The 16826-nt window shown below is 64.0% G+C and carries 13 protein-coding genes; 11 read left to right on the forward strand and 2 right to left on the reverse strand.

Annotated features, from left to right (window positions below):
* Window positions 1-81: 81 nt before the first annotated feature.
* Complete coding sequence (locus tag QTI45_RS32020) at window positions 82-693, forward strand: TetR/AcrR family transcriptional regulator (protein ID WP_286372960.1); 612 nt, start codon at window positions 82-84, stop codon at window positions 691-693.
* 72 nt (window positions 694-765) lie between these two features.
* Here QTI45_RS32020 and QTI45_RS32025 read toward each other — a convergent pair whose 3' ends face one another.
* Window positions 766-1539: an SDR family oxidoreductase gene (locus tag QTI45_RS32025; protein ID WP_286372961.1), complete on the reverse strand. Its 774-nt coding sequence runs from the start codon at window positions 1537-1539 to the stop codon at window positions 766-768.
* Window positions 1540-1734: 195 nt separating this feature from the next.
* Here QTI45_RS32025 and QTI45_RS32030 point away from each other — a divergent pair, with 195 nt between their 5' ends.
* The 3 genes from QTI45_RS32030 to QTI45_RS32040 all read left to right on the forward strand — a co-directional run bounded on the left by QTI45_RS32030 (window position 1735) and on the right by QTI45_RS32040 (window position 4625).
* Window positions 1735-2664, forward strand: a complete 930-nt coding sequence (locus QTI45_RS32030; protein ID WP_286657250.1) for a LysR family transcriptional regulator — start codon at window positions 1735-1737, stop codon at window positions 2662-2664.
* 113 nt (window positions 2665-2777) lie between these two features.
* Window positions 2778-3404 (forward strand): cysteine hydrolase family protein, encoded by a 627-nt coding sequence (locus QTI45_RS32035; protein ID WP_286372963.1) that lies wholly within the window; start codon window positions 2778-2780, stop codon window positions 3402-3404.
* A gap of 12 nt (window positions 3405-3416) precedes the next feature.
* Complete coding sequence (locus tag QTI45_RS32040; RefSeq protein ID WP_286657251.1) at window positions 3417-4625, forward strand: MFS transporter; 1209 nt, start codon at window positions 3417-3419, stop codon at window positions 4623-4625.
* Between the two features lie 104 nt (window positions 4626-4729).
* On the opposite strand, the gene QTI45_RS32045 is transcribed toward QTI45_RS32040, so the two are convergent.
* The gene (locus QTI45_RS32045) at window positions 4730-6160 is read right to left on the reverse strand and encodes a replication initiation protein (protein WP_286657252.1); all 1431 of its coding nucleotides are present in this window, start codon (window positions 6158-6160) and stop codon (window positions 4730-4732) included.
* A gap of 405 nt (window positions 6161-6565) precedes the next feature.
* Between QTI45_RS32045 and QTI45_RS32050 the strand changes: the two genes are divergently transcribed.
* The 7 genes from QTI45_RS32050 (at window position 6566) to QTI45_RS32080 (ending at window position 16807) form a co-directional block, all read left to right on the forward strand.
* Window positions 6566-7873: a ParA family protein gene (locus tag QTI45_RS32050; protein WP_286657297.1), complete on the forward strand. Its 1308-nt coding sequence runs from the start codon at window positions 6566-6568 to the stop codon at window positions 7871-7873.
* The gene (locus tag QTI45_RS32055) at window positions 7870-8859 is read left to right on the forward strand and encodes a ParB/RepB/Spo0J family partition protein (RefSeq protein WP_286657253.1); all 990 of its coding nucleotides are present in this window, start codon (window positions 7870-7872) and stop codon (window positions 8857-8859) included. Before QTI45_RS32050 ends, QTI45_RS32055 begins: the two co-directional genes overlap by 4 nt.
* Before the next feature lie 2032 nt (window positions 8860-10891).
* Complete coding sequence (locus QTI45_RS32060) at window positions 10892-12001, forward strand: mandelate racemase/muconate lactonizing enzyme family protein (protein ID WP_286657254.1); 1110 nt, start codon at window positions 10892-10894, stop codon at window positions 11999-12001.
* A 170-nt stretch (window positions 12002-12171) separates the two neighbouring features.
* A complete protein-coding gene (locus QTI45_RS32065) occupies window positions 12172-13191 on the forward strand; it encodes a TRAP transporter substrate-binding protein (protein WP_286657255.1) in 1020 nt (339 codons plus the stop codon).
* Window positions 13192-13218: 27 nt separating this feature from the next.
* The gene (locus QTI45_RS32070) at window positions 13219-15084 is read left to right on the forward strand and encodes a TRAP transporter large permease (RefSeq protein ID WP_286657256.1); all 1866 of its coding nucleotides are present in this window, start codon (window positions 13219-13221) and stop codon (window positions 15082-15084) included.
* A gap of 42 nt (window positions 15085-15126) precedes the next feature.
* The gene (locus QTI45_RS32075) at window positions 15127-15675 is read left to right on the forward strand and encodes a cupin domain-containing protein (protein WP_286657257.1); all 549 of its coding nucleotides are present in this window, start codon (window positions 15127-15129) and stop codon (window positions 15673-15675) included.
* Between the two features lie 13 nt (window positions 15676-15688).
* The gene (locus QTI45_RS32080; RefSeq protein WP_286657258.1) at window positions 15689-16807 is read left to right on the forward strand and encodes an enolase C-terminal domain-like protein; all 1119 of its coding nucleotides are present in this window, start codon (window positions 15689-15691) and stop codon (window positions 16805-16807) included.
* Window positions 16808-16826 lie beyond the last annotated feature (19 nt).

The raw sequence follows: 16826 nt of genomic DNA on the forward strand, positions 1-16826 counted from the left end.
CGGCCGAATGTGATCGCGCATCTCTGGATGTCAAAGATAATCGTCACTGCGGGCACGTGCTCGAGCCATCGGCGACACGCAGTGGGACATTCCAGAGAGAACAAGGCGACGACTCATGACCGTATCCTCGAGGTAGCGGCGGAACAGTTCAAGGCGCGCGGGCTCGACGGCATTGGGCTTGCTGAACTGATGAAGGAAGCAGGCTTGACTCACGGCGGCTTCTACAAGCACTTCAAGTCGCGTGATGCGCTTGTTGCCGAGACTGTCTCGCACGCGTTCGACCAGGATGAGGCGCGGTTTGCTGCTGTGGCAGCGCATTCGCGCGGGGACCCCATTGGTAGCTTCATCGACGCCTACCTTAGCCTTGAGCATCGTGACCACACGGCGGCCGGGTGCTCGATGGCTGCACTGGGCGCGGAGTTCGGCCGCGCCAGCGCCGAGGTGAAGGCGGCATTCACGGTCCAGTATCAGAGGCGACGCGCGTGGGTTGCCACGAATCTCGGCGGTCCGGCCGTGCAAGCCGATCGTCATGCCGCCACGTTGATGAATGCGATGATCGGGGCACTGACGGTCGCTCGGGCTATCGACGATCCGTCTCTGTCAAGGGATGTGCTGGACTCTTCGCGCCGGGACGTCAAGAGCATGGCCAAGTCGATGCAGGCGGCGCTGCGGGCTGTCGAGCAGGCGCGCTGACACCGACTTCGCTCGACCATGCGTCCTCGCGTTCGGTTGCGCAGCCATGAGCCCTGCGCGCAGCCTGCGTTCTCAGCCTCGATAGATCGGTGATCCGGCCGGAGCACCGGTCGCCCCGCCATCCACCACGATCTCCGTGCCCGTGATGTGCGACGAATCATCCGACGCCAGGAAGAGAACGGCCTTGGCGGTGTCCTGTGGCTGGCCGATCCGACCCTGTGGAACCCGCTCCGCGATCCTCCTGTGCAGGGCGGCGAGCGCTTCGGCGCCCGGTGCCAGCTTGTCCCAGATGGGCGTATCGGCGGCGCCGGGCGTGACGACGTTGACGCGGATCCCGCGCGGCGCCAATTCGGCAGCAAGCACGCGGCCCATGGACCTCACGCCTGCCTTGCTGGCTGCATAGGCAGAGTAGTGAGGTGCTCCAAGGACGGCATGAACGGAGCTGTTGAGGATCACCGACGCGCCCGAGGCGAGCAGGGACACGACGGACTGGACCGTGAAGAAGACGCCGGTCAGATTGGTTCGAATGATGCTTTCGAAATGATCCGGCGTCGTAGTGTCGACGGGCGTTGGGCCCCCTGTTCCGGCATTGGCGAAGAGGATGTCCAGGTGTCCGAATCTCTGCGCCACGGCGGCGGCCACTTCGGCCATGCCCGATGCGCTTCCGACGTCGGCCTGCAGGCCCATCGCATTCGGACCGAGTTCGTTCACCGCCGCATCCAGCTTGACCTGGTCACGGCCCGTGATCGCGACGCGCGCACCCTCATGGATGAGGAGGCGCGCGGTCTCCAGTCCGATGCCGCTGTTTCCGCCGGTGATCAGAGCAAACTTTCCTTCGAGTCTCATGAGAGCGATTTCCCCGTGATTTCAGATGATCTGGATGTTAGATGACATCCTGAATGGATGTCAAACGACATCCAGAACCGCATCGCTATCGCTGACAATCAGCCCGGTCTGGACGGCGCGTCTCGATCCTCACGACAATGCGGATCCGCCGTCTGTTCGGCGGACTGGCACGGTGAGAGGAAGAGAGGACTGACCATGGACAAGTTCAGCGCGATGAGGGCCTTCGTGCGAGTCGTCGAAGCTGGCACCTTCACCAAGGCGGCGGATTCACTCGGTGTTCCCAAGGGCCAGATGAGTCGCCTGGTGCAACTCCTGGAGGAAGAACTCAAGACGCAGTTGCTCAACCGCACGACGCGTCGGGTCACCGTCACGCCGGACGGTGCCGCCTACTATGACCGCGCGGTACGCCTACTCGACGACCTCGAGGAACTCGAATCGAGCATGTCGCAAGCCAAGGCGACCCCCCGCGGCATGCTGAGGGTCGACGCCCCGTCAGCGATTGCCAGCCTCATCCTGATACCAGCGCTCCCGGACTTCTGCGCGCGTTACCCCGACATTCATATCGATGTCGGAGTGAGCGACAAGCCCGTCGACCTGATCGGCGAGAACGTGGACTGCGTGCTTCGCGCGGGAGAGGTCACAGACCGGTCGCTCGTGGCACGGCGCATCGGCGAGATCGATCGCTTCGTGTGCGCGTCCCCTGCCTATCTGAAGCGACACGGCATGCCGCAACATCCGTCGGACCTCGAAGACGGTCGTCACCATGTGATCAGCTACTTCGCGCACGGCACCGAGCGTTCGACGTATGTGCTGCAGCGGGGCGGCGAGCAATACGAGGTCCATTCGCGGTCGGCCGTCGCGGTGAACGACTCCGGCGCCATGCTGGCAGCCGGGCTGGCGGGCCTGGGCATCGCCCGCACCGCCCCGTTCATGGCTGCACCGCATCTGGCGGCGGGCACCCTGACCGCCGTCCTGCCGGAGTGGTCTGCCGGTGCGTGGCCGTTGTACGTCGTCTATCCGCCCAATCGACACGTGAGCGTCAAGCTGCGGGTATTCATCGACTGGGCAGCTGAGCTGTTCGCGCGGACGCTGGAGGCCCCGCCCCGCCACTGTGCTGCGGATTGAGACACTGCGTCTTCGAGTACCCCATTTTTCTTCGCGGGCATGAGGCCTAAATTCCTGACACAGCCGGGCCAGGTGACTGGCCCTTATCCCACTGAAAAAATAGGAACTCCGCCATGGATGCAACCCACTACGACGCTCGCAAGACCGCCCTTCTCTTCGTCGACCCCTACAACGATTTTCTCTCCGAAGGCGGCAAGCTCTGGCCGGCCATCCAGCCGATCGCAGAGGAAGTGCATCTGCTGGCCAACCTGCGTGCGATCCAGAGCGCGGTACGCAACGCCGGCATTCAGAAGGTGATCGTCCCGCACCGCCGCTGGCAGCCCGGCGACTACGAGTGCTGGTGCCACCCCAGCCCGACACAGCGCCTGCTGATGACCCGCAAGACGTTCTCCAAGGGCAGCTGGGGCGGGGAGTGGCACCCCGACTTCGGGCCTCAAGGCAACGACATCGTCGTCCACGAGCATTGGGCCTCCAGCGGGTTCGCAAACACCGATCTGGACTTCCAGCTGAAGCAGCACGGCATCTCGCATGTCATCGTGGTGGGCCTGCTGGCCAACACATGCGTCGAGACCACTGCGCGCTACGCGCAGGAACTCGGCTATCACGTGACATTGGTGAAGGACGCCACCGCCGCGTTCAAGCGCGAAATGATGCATGCCGCGCACGAGTTGAACGGCCCCACGTACGCACACAGCATCGTGAACACCCGCGAGCTCATCCAGACGCTGCAGCAAGGTTGAACGGACCGCGCCATGTCAAGCACCTCTGAAGGTGCGACCGGGCTCTCCGGTCGCTTGGTCGCGCTGATGGCGGTGTGCTGCGCGCTTGCGGTCTCGACCATCTACTACCACCAGCCACTGCTGCCGCAGATTGCCTCCTCGTTCGGCGTGGCACCGACACACGCCAGCCTGATCGCCACGCTGACGCAGCTCGGCTATGCGGTCGGCTTGTTGCTCATCGTGCCGCTTGCCGACCGCCAGCAGCCGCGCAAGCTCGCAACGCTGGCCGTCGCCGCGAACGCCATCGCGCTGCTCGCCTGCGCAGCAGCGCCAAGCTTCGCGCTGCTGTGCGCGGCCAGCTTCGCAGTCGGGGTGACGGCGGTCACCGCGCAGATCATCATCCCTGCCATCTCGGGCCTGGCGCCGCCTGCGGCGCGCGGCCGCACCGCTGGCATCTTGCTCAGCGGCCTGTCCGCCGGATTGCTGCTGGCGCGCACAGCGAGCGGCTTCATCGGCGCGGCTACAGGCTGGCGGACCGTCTTCGTACTGGCTGCGCTTGTCGACGTGGCGCTCTTGGCCATCGTCGCCGGCAAGCTGCCGACGGTCACGACCCTGGCGACGATCAGCTACGGCCGCCTGATTCGCTCGCTGGGCAGCCTGGTACGCGAGGAGCGCGTGCTGCGCATCTCGGCGGCAGCAGCCTTCATGATGTTCGCAGCCTTCAGCGCGCTGTGGGCAACGCTCGCGGCGCTGCTGGCGCAAGCGCCTTACGAGTTCGGTCCCGCCGCCATCGGCGCGTTCGGGCTGGTCGCGTTGCTGGGCATTGCCGCATCGCCGCGGATCGGCGCACTGGTCGATCGCCTTGACGCGCGAAACATGCTTCTTGCAGGTGCGCTCGCCCTCGCCATCGGCTTCGCTTTCATTGCCGCCAGCGGGCACGGCCTGGGCTGGCTGATCATCGGCATGGTGCTGCTCGACTTCGGCAACCGCGCCGGCCTCGTCGCGAACCAGGCTCGGGTCTACGCGCTGCGCCCGGAGGCGCGCAGCCGACTCAACACGGTGTTCATGGGGTCCTACTTCCTCGGCGGTGCGGCCGGCGCCGCGCTGGGAAGTTATGGGGCGCACCGAGGGGCCTGGATCGGGCTCGCGGCAGTGGGGGCGTTGCTGGCGCTTACGGCTGCGGCCATCAATACGCTCTCGTCCCGCGCAGCGAGACCGGCGCTCGCGGACAGCCGTGCCTGAGAGGTCGCACCCGAGGGGGCGCGTCGCCTTCGGTCTGCGGTTGTTCCTGCCGCCCTGCCCTTCAATGCAGGGAGAACGACGCTGCGCTCGCACTCAACCGCGCATCAAGACCGCCGTGCCTCCGCGACCTTGAACATCGTCAGGTCCATCTCGGTGGGAGTCTTCCATCCGCTTCCGTAGGTGCCGATCGCAAAGGCGTCCAGAACCAAGTGGTTCACCAGAGGCGACACCCAGTCACGATTGTCGAGACGGCGCTTCACGGCCGGCGTGGTGAACCTGGTCGCCGTGGCGTCGATCCACCGCGCTCGCTCGTCCTCAGAGAGCTGACCGAACTCGGCATTGAGTTGCTTGAAGCGACCGGCAACCCACTTCTTCACGAGATCTTCGCGACTGTCGCCGTCGATCGCCTGCTGCACCGGCGCGGCGGATGCGGCCTCTTGCGGCGTCAGAATCTCTGCCTGGTTGTCCGGATAGCGGTTGGCGAGAATCGTGCGGAGGTAGGCCGTCTTGTTGACGATCTTCGTCGCAGTGGGGTCGTTGACATACGACTCGAGTGCATCGAGTGCTTCGGCAACCTTGAACGCACCGTACTTGGTGATGAGCGCGTCGAAATCTGCCTCCCGGATCTCGAGCCTGGCCGCGCGCAGCACCTGCGCGACGTCCGTCGGGCCCTTCGCGCGATCGCGATCCCTCGGCTTCTTCGTGACTCTGAACTGAACGGCCACTACGGCGTTGCCTGGCCTGTGTTCGATGAGCTCGATGTTGATCTCGCTCACCTCGTTGATCTCGGCGATCGCGGGGACCACGAGCTCGTTCTTGACCTTGCGCCATTCCCTCGGCTTGATGTCGCCTCCTTCACGGAGGACGCGACACCAGAAATCAGGCGACGCGCGATTGGTCAGCGCACCCGGGCTGGTCTTGAATCGCGCGCAGATCTCGTAGAGCGCAACCGATGTGTAGGTCGTCAGCAGCGCGATCGATTGGAGTTCCACCTGGGCGTACCGATCCGGATGGATCAACTGCTCCTTGATGGACGGCGGATAGACCCATTTGACCCAGGCCTCTCCGTTGCGGCGAGAAAGCCGGGCTTCCGCAAGGAGTGGGAACGTCCTCGCCTCATCATCGTCGGCCAACCGAGTTCGAGCGTTGGCTGGCAGGGCGTCTGGCGCATCCGGGTCGATATCGCTGTCAGGGGCAAACAGCATCCCCTGCTCGCTCGCGGCCAATGGCCGCCATACAACCGCCGTCGTCACCATCTGTTCGATATAGCGCTGCAGCCGCTCGGACGCTTTCGTGGTCGAGCCGTAGCCCCTGAGGATTGCGCTGACCGGCGATGAGTACCAGCCCTCCGGGTCGGGACTCGAGTGCTGCGAGATGTACAGCATCACGTTGTACGCCTTGCGCCCGGTGACCGTCAGCGCCATGTTGAGTGGCTCGATGGCCAGCGCATGGACGGATTTGGTCAATATCCTGGCTGCCGGCGAGACTGGATTCTCGTCGGCGGGGATGAAGGACACCTGGTGACCGGTGGGCATGTCCATAGTCTAACGTCCAAGTCGCTTGGACAGGCGCATTTGGCCCGCACAAGGGCTGCGCCGAGATGCAATCTGCCGAGCACGGCAAGGGCGTCCACCGCCCAGTCGATGCAAAGCCACACTTGGCGGACGGCTTCCGAACGCGTGAGTGCACCCCAGCTGTGCACAAGTGGGGCCACTTTTAACGGACGGGGGCCACAGTTGACGGACGGGTGAGCCACGCCACGCGGACGCGCGGGCCACACTTGGCGGACGGGATCGCCACATATGCCGGACAGAATATCTCGTAAGTCATTGATTTTGTTGACTATTTTAGATCGCTAATCTTTGAATTTCTCGAAGGGGTTCTAAAAGATCCTGGCTGATGATCTGGGCTCCATCCAAGGGAAATCGGCAGTGTCCGCCATGTGTGGCTTTGATTGGCGCTTCAAACTCGATTGTAGATTTGGCATCGAGAACCTCTTCAAACGTAGAATCACGCCAAACATCACATTGAGGATTAACGTGGCAAATATTCTTGTAGAAGGTCGTGAGCGCGTCGAGCTTTCAGACATTGGGGATCAGGCGGCGCGAGCGCGGAAGATCCTCAGTCGGGTGCGCAAAGCCATGTTAGCGCCGAACGTTGCCAAGGAGGCGCCCCGCTTCTCTTCCGCGCAGGTGGGCACCTTGGTGGGGCTCGACACACGCCAGGTCGACTACCGCGCAAAAAAAGAAGGCGGGACGCTTCCCGCCGGAACCATGAATGCGGCCGGCAGCCGGCGTGAGTTCCTGCTTTCGGAAACGCGGCAGTGGGCCAGGGAACTGCGCGCTGGCCGGCTACGCCCCAACGGGTCCGAGGCGATCGTGATCGCGGTGGCGAACTTCAAGGGTGGGGTCACCAAGACCACGACCGCTGTGACCCTTGCACAAGGGCTGAGCCTGCGAGGACACAAGGTCCTGGTGATCGATTGCGACCCTCAAGGGAGCATGACCACCCTTTTCGGGATCCTGCCGGATGCCGAGGTCGAGGGGAACGAGACCATCCTGCCGCTTTGCACGGGTGACGAGCAGAGCATCGAATACGCGATCCGACCGACTTACTGGGACGGCATCAGCCTTGTCCCGGCAACGTCGCAGCTCTTCGGCGCCGAGTTCACCTTGCCAAGTCGCCAGAAGGACGAGGCCTCGAAAGGCTTCCAGTTCTGGAACGTCATCCATTACGGCATTGAACAGGCGCGGCAAGACTACGACGTGATCATCATGGATACGCCCCCTGCCCTGTCGTACGTGACGATCAACGCGATGATGGCAGCGGACGGGATCATCACTCCCCTGCCCCCGAATGCTCTGGACTTCGCTTCGAGCGTCCAGTTCTGGGATCTCTTTCACGAAGTGACCAAGCAGCTGACCGAGCGCGGACGCACGAAGACCTTCGAGTTTGTCGACGTGCTGTTGTCCAAGGTCGACTCGAGTGACATCGCGACCAACGTGGTTCGTGAATGGATCAGTGCAGCGTACGGTTCCAAGGTCCTGCCGATCGAGATTCCCAAGACAGCCACTGCGGCAACGGCCAGTGCGGAGTTCGGGTCAATCTATGACCTCAAGCCCGGCTCGGCGAGCTCGCGAACCATCAAGCGCGCAGTGGACGCATACGAGCAATTCGTTGAGACGGTGGAGTCGCAGATGGTCGGCGCCTGGTTGCGGCAGACCAGCGAGTCGGAGGTGGCAGCATGAGCAAGGTGACCAAGAAGGGCAGCGGGATCGACTTCGATAGCGTCGACGACGAAGAAACAGCGAAGCCGAAAGCCGATGACCGGCCGCGAACTGCCATCGGTGCGATTTCGGTCTCGCTGGCGATGGGGCGTGGCGTCGAAGAAGAGAACCGCGCGCTGAAGGACAAGGTTGCGGTATTGGAGAAACGTGAGTTTGTCGAACTGCTTGATCCGACGCGGATCCGTGCAAGCAAATATGCAAATCGACATCCGAGTTCGTTCTCGGACCCGGCGTTCGAATCCCTGCGCGAGGAGATTGCCCAGGCTGGCAGAAACGTACAGCCTATAAAGGTCCGCCCGGTGACCGGAGATCCCGCCCATGACTACGAGATCGTGTTTGGGCATCGCCGCCACCGCGCATGCCTCGAACTCAAGACCGATGTCGTTGCCACGGTCGCCGAGCTCGACGACCAGGAGCTCTTCTCGGAGATGGATCGTGAGAATCGGGACCGCGAAAGCCTTTCGCCTTGGGAGCAAGGCCGTATGTATCAGCGGGCCCTCGAGCTTGGCCTGTACCCGTCGGTTCGAAAGATGGCGCAGGAAATCGGGGCGAACACCAGCATGGTTGCGGTGGCAGTCCAGCTGGCAGCGCTCCCGGAAGAGGTTGTGGAAGCGTTTCCGCGCCCGCACAGCCTTCAGTATCGCTGGGCGCCTGAGCTGACCAACGCACTGGAAAAAGATCGAGAGGTTGTGCTTGCACGCGCGAAGGAAATCATCGCGCTGGGCGATGCAAGCCGGACCCCCAAGGCCGTGTTGAGCCAGCTGCTCGCAGGGCCCAATGCGGCCGCGGATGCCGAGGTGGTGCGTTTCAAGACTCGCGGAAAGGTGGCCGGAAGTTTCAGCCGCGATGGGAAGGGCGGGCTGACGCTGAAAGTCAAGGCGGGCGCGCTTTCTGGTGACGCAGAGGAAGAGTTGCTGAAGTTTGTTCAGGGGCTCTTCAAGGAGTGAGGGGGAGGGCGGCGCGGTGCCCGCACGCCCGCCTTTGCTCCTGGTGTCTGACCGTCAGACACCCTTGCGTTGCCTGATCAAGAGATTCCCAACCCCAAGGTGCAGATTGGGGTCTCGCAGCCCAGCGCTGCATGAGGCGACCACCATCTGGCTGACCGTCCATGGAGGAAACCTCCGCCAGAGCGTCTGACCGTCAGACACCCGGTCCGCCCATAGCCCGCAGCGTGCTGGGTGAGAGGGACGAAGCCCCCGCCATCCTCCGTCCTGTCTGACCGTCAGACAGGAAAGAGATGGCGAATTCAGACACTCCTGGCTTCGACGCAGGAAACCTCAAGCGGTGATACCGCCAGAGGCAACAGGCTCCCGGTGCGTGGCCAGTACGCTTGGGTGACTCGTTGCGACTGCGCGTCGGACGACTTAGCGCTTGACCTATCCGATTTCCCGCGCACATTCGATTCATGCTCGTTAGCAATCCAGGGGGCCCTTCAAGGGGTGAGGGGAGGGCGTCGCGGCGACCGCGCACCAGTCTTTGCTCCCGGTGTCTGACGGTCAGACGCCGCTGTGTTTGCTTCATCAATCGATCCTGCAACCCCAAGGTGTAGAAGGGGGTCTTGAGGCCTGCCGCTGCATGGGGCGCCCAGTTTGCTGAAAGCCAATGAAGGAAGACTGGCCCGCCAGAGCGTCTGACCGTCAGACACCGGCGCGGACCGCGGAGTGCTGGGTCGCGAGGAGACTAAGCTCACCGGCGTCGCCGTCCAGTCTGACCGTCAGACGTTCCGAATCACTCAAGGCAGGGCTCTCGGTGAACGCGCTGCGATGGAAGCGTGTCTGACCGTCAGACACGTCAGCCACAGACACGTCTGAACCGGCTAAACCAATCGCACCTCGCTTTGCCCCGGGAAACTGAAGCGGCGGCCGTCGGGCCTCAGAAGCGCAGCCTTGCTCTGGTCAGACCGCCATCTTCCAGCCCTGGGGATGCGGGGGTTGGCACGCCGGGCGGCTCAGCGCCTGATCTGGCCCATTTTTCATACAGACAACGATTCATGCTTGTCAGCAATCTGGCGCAAAGGGCCGACGAGGCCGCAGTTCCTTGACATCTGCGCCGAGGGGAGAACAGAAGGAAAGCGGAGTTGTGGTGAAGGTCAATTTGCCCCTGGTCGAGACTGTCGCTCGCATCGCCGCCAGGCACGACCCCGGCCTTGGTGTCCGTCAAGTGTGGCCACAGCGCGCCCACCCGGCTGGTAGGCAGACCCGGGACTTCACTGCGGCGCCCAATCAACGCGGACCGGGCTGGCGCAGGATCGCCGAACAGCCGCGTCAGCAAACTGAAAACCCTGCAAGGTGTGCAGCGTCCGACAGCGGAAGAGCTGACGCCTTCCCTCCGACCATTCAAGGGATCGGCGAACGCGGGAGCCTCGGCGCATCCATTGGGCTAGCCCCACGCCCATATATGGTTACTTGGTAACCGAATTCCTTGTTTCACTTAGAACACATTCCTCGAAACTCCTTTCAGAAGCTGATTTCCGTGAAACATTTTGCGATTAGCGGCTGGACAGTCGGCTAACCTGTTGTCGTGTAACGATAAAAGTTCGAGCCAACCGTTGAACCTAAATGAGGAAGTTGTTCCACGGGCTCCGGCCGGGGCGAACCCACGACTGTTGCGCGGACAGCAGCCGTCTCAGGTGTTGGTGTTGGGATGGCCCTTGCTTTCCTGCATGTGGATCTTCAAGGTCTCCTTTCCGTGTCCGGGTTGGGGACGAAAGCGTCACCGCCAGTAGTGACAAAACGATGCGAGGCGAGGCGAGGGGATGCGGGGTGGGGCGATGCCAGGGCGAGGGGCGGCAGGGCAGGGCGGCGCCGCGATGCCCGCGATGACGAGCCTGCCCGGCCTCCTGTCTTGCGGTGACGGGCCGCCACCGGCACCATGGCATAGCCGACCATGTCCGGGTCCGTGATTCTTCCGCGGTGCGGAAGACTGAATGCCGCCCAGAATGGATTCTTCTGCAGCCGTGCAATTTGTAGGATGCCTCGCATGAACACGAAGATCGAACACATCGAGGCCATCGCGCTGCGCATTCCGTTCACGGCGGGCGGAAAGTCGGACGTCGGCGCGTGGGGTGACGGCGATCTCAAGACGGTCGATTCGCTGGTGGTCAAGGTCACTACCGACAGCGGCTTGGTCGGCTGGGGCGAATCGTTTGGCTTCACGTCGATCCCCGCGGTGAAGGTGGCGATCGAGCAGATCATCGCGCCGCTGTGCATTGGACGCGACCCTTCGCAGATCGAAAAGCTGATGCTGGAGTTGCAAAGGAAGCTTCACATCTTCGGGCGCAGCGGCGCCATCATGTTCGGCCTGTCCGCCATCGACATCGCTCTTTGGGACATTGCCGGCAAGGCAGCGGGTCAGCCGGTGCATCAACTCCTGGGCGGCGCCGACGCCAAGGCGCTCGACTGCTACGCCAGCCTGATCCGCTATACCGATCCGGACACGGTGGCGGCGAACGTCGAACGTGCACTGGGGCAGGGTTACCGGCGTCTCAAGTTGCATGAGGTCGAGCTCCCTGCGGTCCAGGCCGCCCGGCAGCGAGCCGGCGATGACGTGGAGATCACCCTGGACGTGAACTGCCCTTGGACGGTGCGGCAGGCGCTCGACATGGCCGAGAAGCTGCGGCCCTACAAGCTCCGCTGGCTGGAGGAACCGGTGTGGCCACCGGAGAACTTCGAGGGCCTCGCGCGTCTGAGACGCGAGGCTGGCATTCCGATCGCGGCCGGGGAGAACGCATCGACGCTGATGGAATTCCAGCAACTGCTTCGCGCCGGTGCGGTCGACTTCGTGCAGCCGAGCCCGGCGAAGATGGGCGGCATCACCGAATTGCGGAAGGTGTTTGCGCTCGCGAATGCGCACAACACCAGCGTCATGGTGCACACCTTCTACGACGGTCCCGGCCTCCTCGCGAGCGTTCACGCCAGCGCTGCGCTCGGCGGCGCCGATGCGGTGGTGGAGTGGCGCTACTTCGACCAGGAGGCGTACCTGTACGGCGACGCCATCGTTCCGAAGAACGGTGCCATCGCCGTCCCCCAGGGTCCAGGACTCGGCATCGAGCCGGACCCGGATGTCGTTCGCGACTATCGATTGCCGTGATGCGGCGCGAATCGATTGTCGGCGCGCGGCCTGGCTCATGAGCCGACCCGTCTGACTCGCGCGGCGGCGCTCGAAACGCCCCCCGGGTTCCCTGCAGATTTCTCTTGCACGTGGCCGGCTCCTCGCTGGTCACGAAGTTCCACGTTCGCTTTCCCAACGGAGTCATCGACATGAGCCACGTCACACGGCGCACATTCCTGAATACGGCCGCTGCGGCTTCGACGCTGCCGATCTTGTCCGGATTGCCCCTCTCGGCCCAGGCGGCCGAATTCAGCTTCAAGGTCGGGCACGACCTGCCGGGCACGCATCCCGTGCACACGCGCTTGCAGGAGGCCGCTCAACGGATCAAGGCCGAGACGCAGGGCCGGTTCGATCTCCAGGTGTTCGGCAACAACCAACTGGGCGGTGACACCGACATGCTGGGGCAGACCCGCAGCGGCGCACTTGAAATGTGCCTGATGCCCGATGTGATCCTCGGCACGTTGATACCGCTGGCGTCGATCAATGGCGTCGGGTTTGCCTTCGATGATGACAGGGCGGCGCATGCAGCGATGGACGGGGAACTCGGCGCGCATATTCGCGCCCGGATCGCCAAGTCCGGCCTGGCGGTCATGGAGAACATCTGGGAGAACGGCTTTCGCCAGATGACCAGCAGCACGAAGCCCATCCGCACGCCGGCCGACCTGCAAGGCTTCAAGATCCGCGTGCCTGTCGCGCCTCTGTGGGTGTCCATGTACAAGGCGCTCGGCGCCGGGCCGACCGCGTTGAACCTGAGCGAGCTGTATTCGGCGCTGCAGACCCGCATCGTCGAAGGGCAGGAAAACCCGCTGGCGACGATCGATGCGGCGAAGTTCTTCGAAGTGCAGAAGTACGCGACGATCAGCAACCATGTCTGGAACGGCTACTGGATGCTGATGAACCCGCGCCGCTGGGGGGCGGTGCCGGCAGATATCCAGGCGGTGGTCCGCAGCAACCTGAACCGATCCGCTGGTGATCTTCGCGAAGATGTCGCTCGCCTCAATCCGATTCTCGAAAAATCGCTGACGCAGAAGGGCTTGAGCTTCAATCGCACGGACCCGGCACCGTTCCGGGATGTGCTGCGCAAGTCCGGCCACTACGCCGAATGGCGCAAGAAGTTCGGCGATGAGAGCTGGGGCATCCTGGCGAAGTACGCGCCTCATCTGGCGTAGGCCCCCTTGGACGACAAAGGGGACACCATGCAAGTGCAATCGATCGCGTTGGCCGGTGGCCGCACGAGCAGGGCGGGCAACGTTCTGGAAACAACGGTGAGATGGATCACCGAATGGCCGGCGGCGCTGCTGGTCGTCGTCGAAGTCGGCCTGCTGCTGGCGAACGTCACGTACCGCTATGTTCTGCACGACCCGCTGACATGGGGTGACGAGTTGGCGTCGATGCTGTTCATCTGGCTGGCCATGCTGGGCTCGGTCATCGCGCTGCAGCGGGGCCAGCACATGCGGCTCACGACGATGCTGGAGAAACTGACGCCGGCGCTGCGCCGGCCTGCCGAAGCCTTCGGCGACGCCTTGGTCGTCGTGTTCATGCTGCTGCTGATCCACCCCGCGTGGGAGTATGTGAGCGAAGAGTGGGCCATCACGACGCCCGCGCTCGAGATTCCGAATGGCGTCCGCGTTGCCGCTCTGGCCGTCGGCTTCACCTTGATGCTGGCCATCGCGTTGTCGCGACTGGTGATGAGGGCGCGCCTCCGGGACGTCGTGGTGTCGGCCGTGGCGATCGGGGCGTTGGCCGGCCTGTTGCTCGCCTTCAAGCCGATGCTGACGGGGGCGGGACATGCCAACCTGTTCCTGTTCTTCGTCGTGGGTGTCAGCGGCATGGTGGTGATCGGGGTGCCGATCATGACTGCGTTCGGGTTGTCCACCATGGGCTTCTTGGCGTTCTCCACCGATCTTCCATCGATGGTCGTCGTCGGGCGGATCGACGAGGGCATGTCCGGCTTGATTCTGCTGTCGGTTCCGCTGTTCGTGTTCCTTGGCGCGTTGATCGAAGCCACGGGCATGGCGGCCGCCATGATCCGCGTGCTGGCATCGTTGATCGGACATGTGCGGGGGGGCTTGTCGTACGTCCTCATCGGAGCCATGTACCTCGTGTCCGGCATTTCGGGCTCGAAGGCGGCGGACATGGCGGCCGTCGCGCCGGCCCTCTTCCCGGACATGAAGCAGAGGGGTGAGGACGAGGGCGAACTGGTGGCGATGCTCAGCGCCTCCGGCGCGATGTCGGAAACGATCCCCCCAAGCCTGGTGTTGATCACGATCGGTTCCGTCACCGGAATCTCGATCGCCGCACTGTTCACCGGCGGTTTCATGCCGGCCGTTGTCGGTGCCATCGCGATGGCGATCGTCGTATGGCTGAAGAATCGCAATCGCGCCGCGGCGGCCGAAGGGGCCAGGGCTTCCCGGCGCGAGGTGGCGCGGGCTTTCGTTTACGCGTTGCCAGCCATGGCCTTGCCATTCCTGATCCGCGCCGCGGTCGTCGAAGGGATCGCCACGGCGACCGAAGTGGCCACCCTCGGTGTGGTCTATACCTTCGTCGTCGGTCTTGCCGTGTATCGCCAGTTCGACTGGAAGCGCCTGTGGCCGATGCTGATCGACACCGCCTCGTTGTCGGGCGCGATCCTCATCATCATCGGCTGTGCCACGTCGATGGCATGGGCGTTGACGCAGTCGGGCTTCTCGCGCGATCTGGCCGCCGCGATGGCCTCGCTGCCGGGCGGTGCGCTGGGTTTCATGCTGGTTTCGGTGGTCGCGTTCGTGGTGCTGGGCAGCCTGCTCGAGGGCATTCCCGCGATCGTCCTCTTCGGACCGCTGCTGTTTCCGATCGCCCGCGCCGCCGGCATCCACGAAGTGCACTACGCCATGGTGGCCGTCTTTGCAATGGGCCTTGGACTGTTCGCGCCACCCTTCGGAGTGGGGTTCTATGCCGCCTGCGCGATCGGTAAGGTGTCGCCGATGGCTGCCATGTCACGCGTCTGGCCCTATCTGGGCGCCTTGTTCATCGCGCTGCTGGTGATCGCGGCGGTGCCCTGGATCTCGATCGGCGCCCTGTAGAGCCGATCAAACTCGTTGTCGATGAATTCACGGAGTATCCAAATGCGATTCTTGACGAAGCTTGTTTCCAGCGCCGCCATCGCGGCATGCATCACCGGCGCCGGCGCTCAGACACTGGGCCCGGTGGCTTCAGGCGCGTCCGCAGGCGAATCGTCGGGCAACCCGGCCCAGAGCAGCCTGCCCGTCAAGCAGTTCGGCTCGGTGCTGTCCGAAAACGTCCGCTGGCAGGCGTTCCCGGCATTCCCGCCACAGGCGCGCCTGGCGGTCCTGGTCGGGGAGCCGGCCAAGCCGGGCCCGTACGTCGTGCGGGTGAAACTGCCCGGCGGGGTCAAGCTGATGCCGCACACCCACCCGGAAGACCGCATCTACACCGTGGTGTCCGGTGTGTTTTACATCGGCCTGGGCACCACCTTCGACCCCGACAAGTTGCAGGCCTACGCGCCGGGCTCGGTCGTCGTCCTGCCGGCCAACACGCCGCACTTTCACTGGGCGAAGTCCGGCGACTACATGACCCAGGTCGCCGGCAGCGGCCCGCTGGGCATCCAGTACGTGGATCCTCACGACGACCCGCGCAACCTCGCTGGGAAATGAAGCGGGCGAATCGATGGAATCCTCGAACTCCGCCGATGGTGCGTTGCGACCGGTCAAGCTTCGCTCCCTGAGCACGCGCGGCGTGCTCGTGCCGCTGAACTTCACGCTCGGAACCAGCGCCGCCATTGTCAGGAAAGTTCCTCTGCTGCTGGTCGATCTCACGACCGACGACGGCACGGTCGGGCATGCCTACGCGTTCTGCTACCGGCCCTCGGGCGCCCGCGCCGTCGCCGCGCACCTGGCGGAAGCCTTCGACCTGCTGGCGGGAATGCCGGTGACCCCCTATGGCTCGGCGCGGACACTGTCGCGCCAGTTCGCATTGCTCGGCGTCACGGGCGCGGTGCGCATGGCGCTTTCGCTGTTCGACATGGCGCTCTGGGATGCGCTCGCGCGGTCCAGGGGACTGCCGCTCGCGACACTGCTGGGAAGCGGCCCGCGAGAACTCCAGGCCTATGACAGCCGCGGCCTCGGGTTGATGGACCCCGACCGTCTGTCGAAAGAGGCGGAGGCGCTGCTTGCCAAGGGGCTGAAGGCGGTCAAGCTCCGACTGGGATATCCGTCGGCGACGGAGGACATGGCGGCCTTGAAGGCGGTTCGCCGCGTGGTCGGCGACGCCATTGCCATCATGGTGGACTACAACCAGGCTCTGACGGCGGCAGAGGCGATCGCGCGGGGCCGTCAACTCGAAGAGGAAGGCATCTACTGGCTCGAGGAACCCGTCCTTCATGAGGATTGCGAGGCGTATGCCCGCGTCACCAGCGCGCTCCGCGTGGCCATCCAGATCGGCGAGAACTTCAACGGGCCGGAAGGCATGCTGCACGCCCTGCGACGCGGAGCCTCCGACTACGTCATGCCCGACGTGGCGCGGATCGGCGGCGTCACCGGGTGGATGCAGGCCGCTGCGCTGGCGGCTGCGAGCGGCATCGAGATGTCTTCCCACCTGATGCCCGAGGTCAGCGCCCAGTTGCTCTGCGCCACGCCGACGGCCCACTGGCTCGAATATGTCGATTGGGCGGATGCCCTGTTGCAGGAGCCGTTGCGAGTGGTCGATGGAAAGGTGTCGGCATCGCAACGTCCCGGCAGCGGCATCGAATGGGACGAAGACAAGATCCGCAAACTCGAGGCGATCTGATCCCTCGGCAAGACAAGAA

It is taken from the genome of Variovorax saccharolyticus (assembly GCF_030316765.1).
GTDB lineage: Bacteria > Pseudomonadota > Gammaproteobacteria > Burkholderiales > Burkholderiaceae_C > Variovorax > Variovorax saccharolyticus.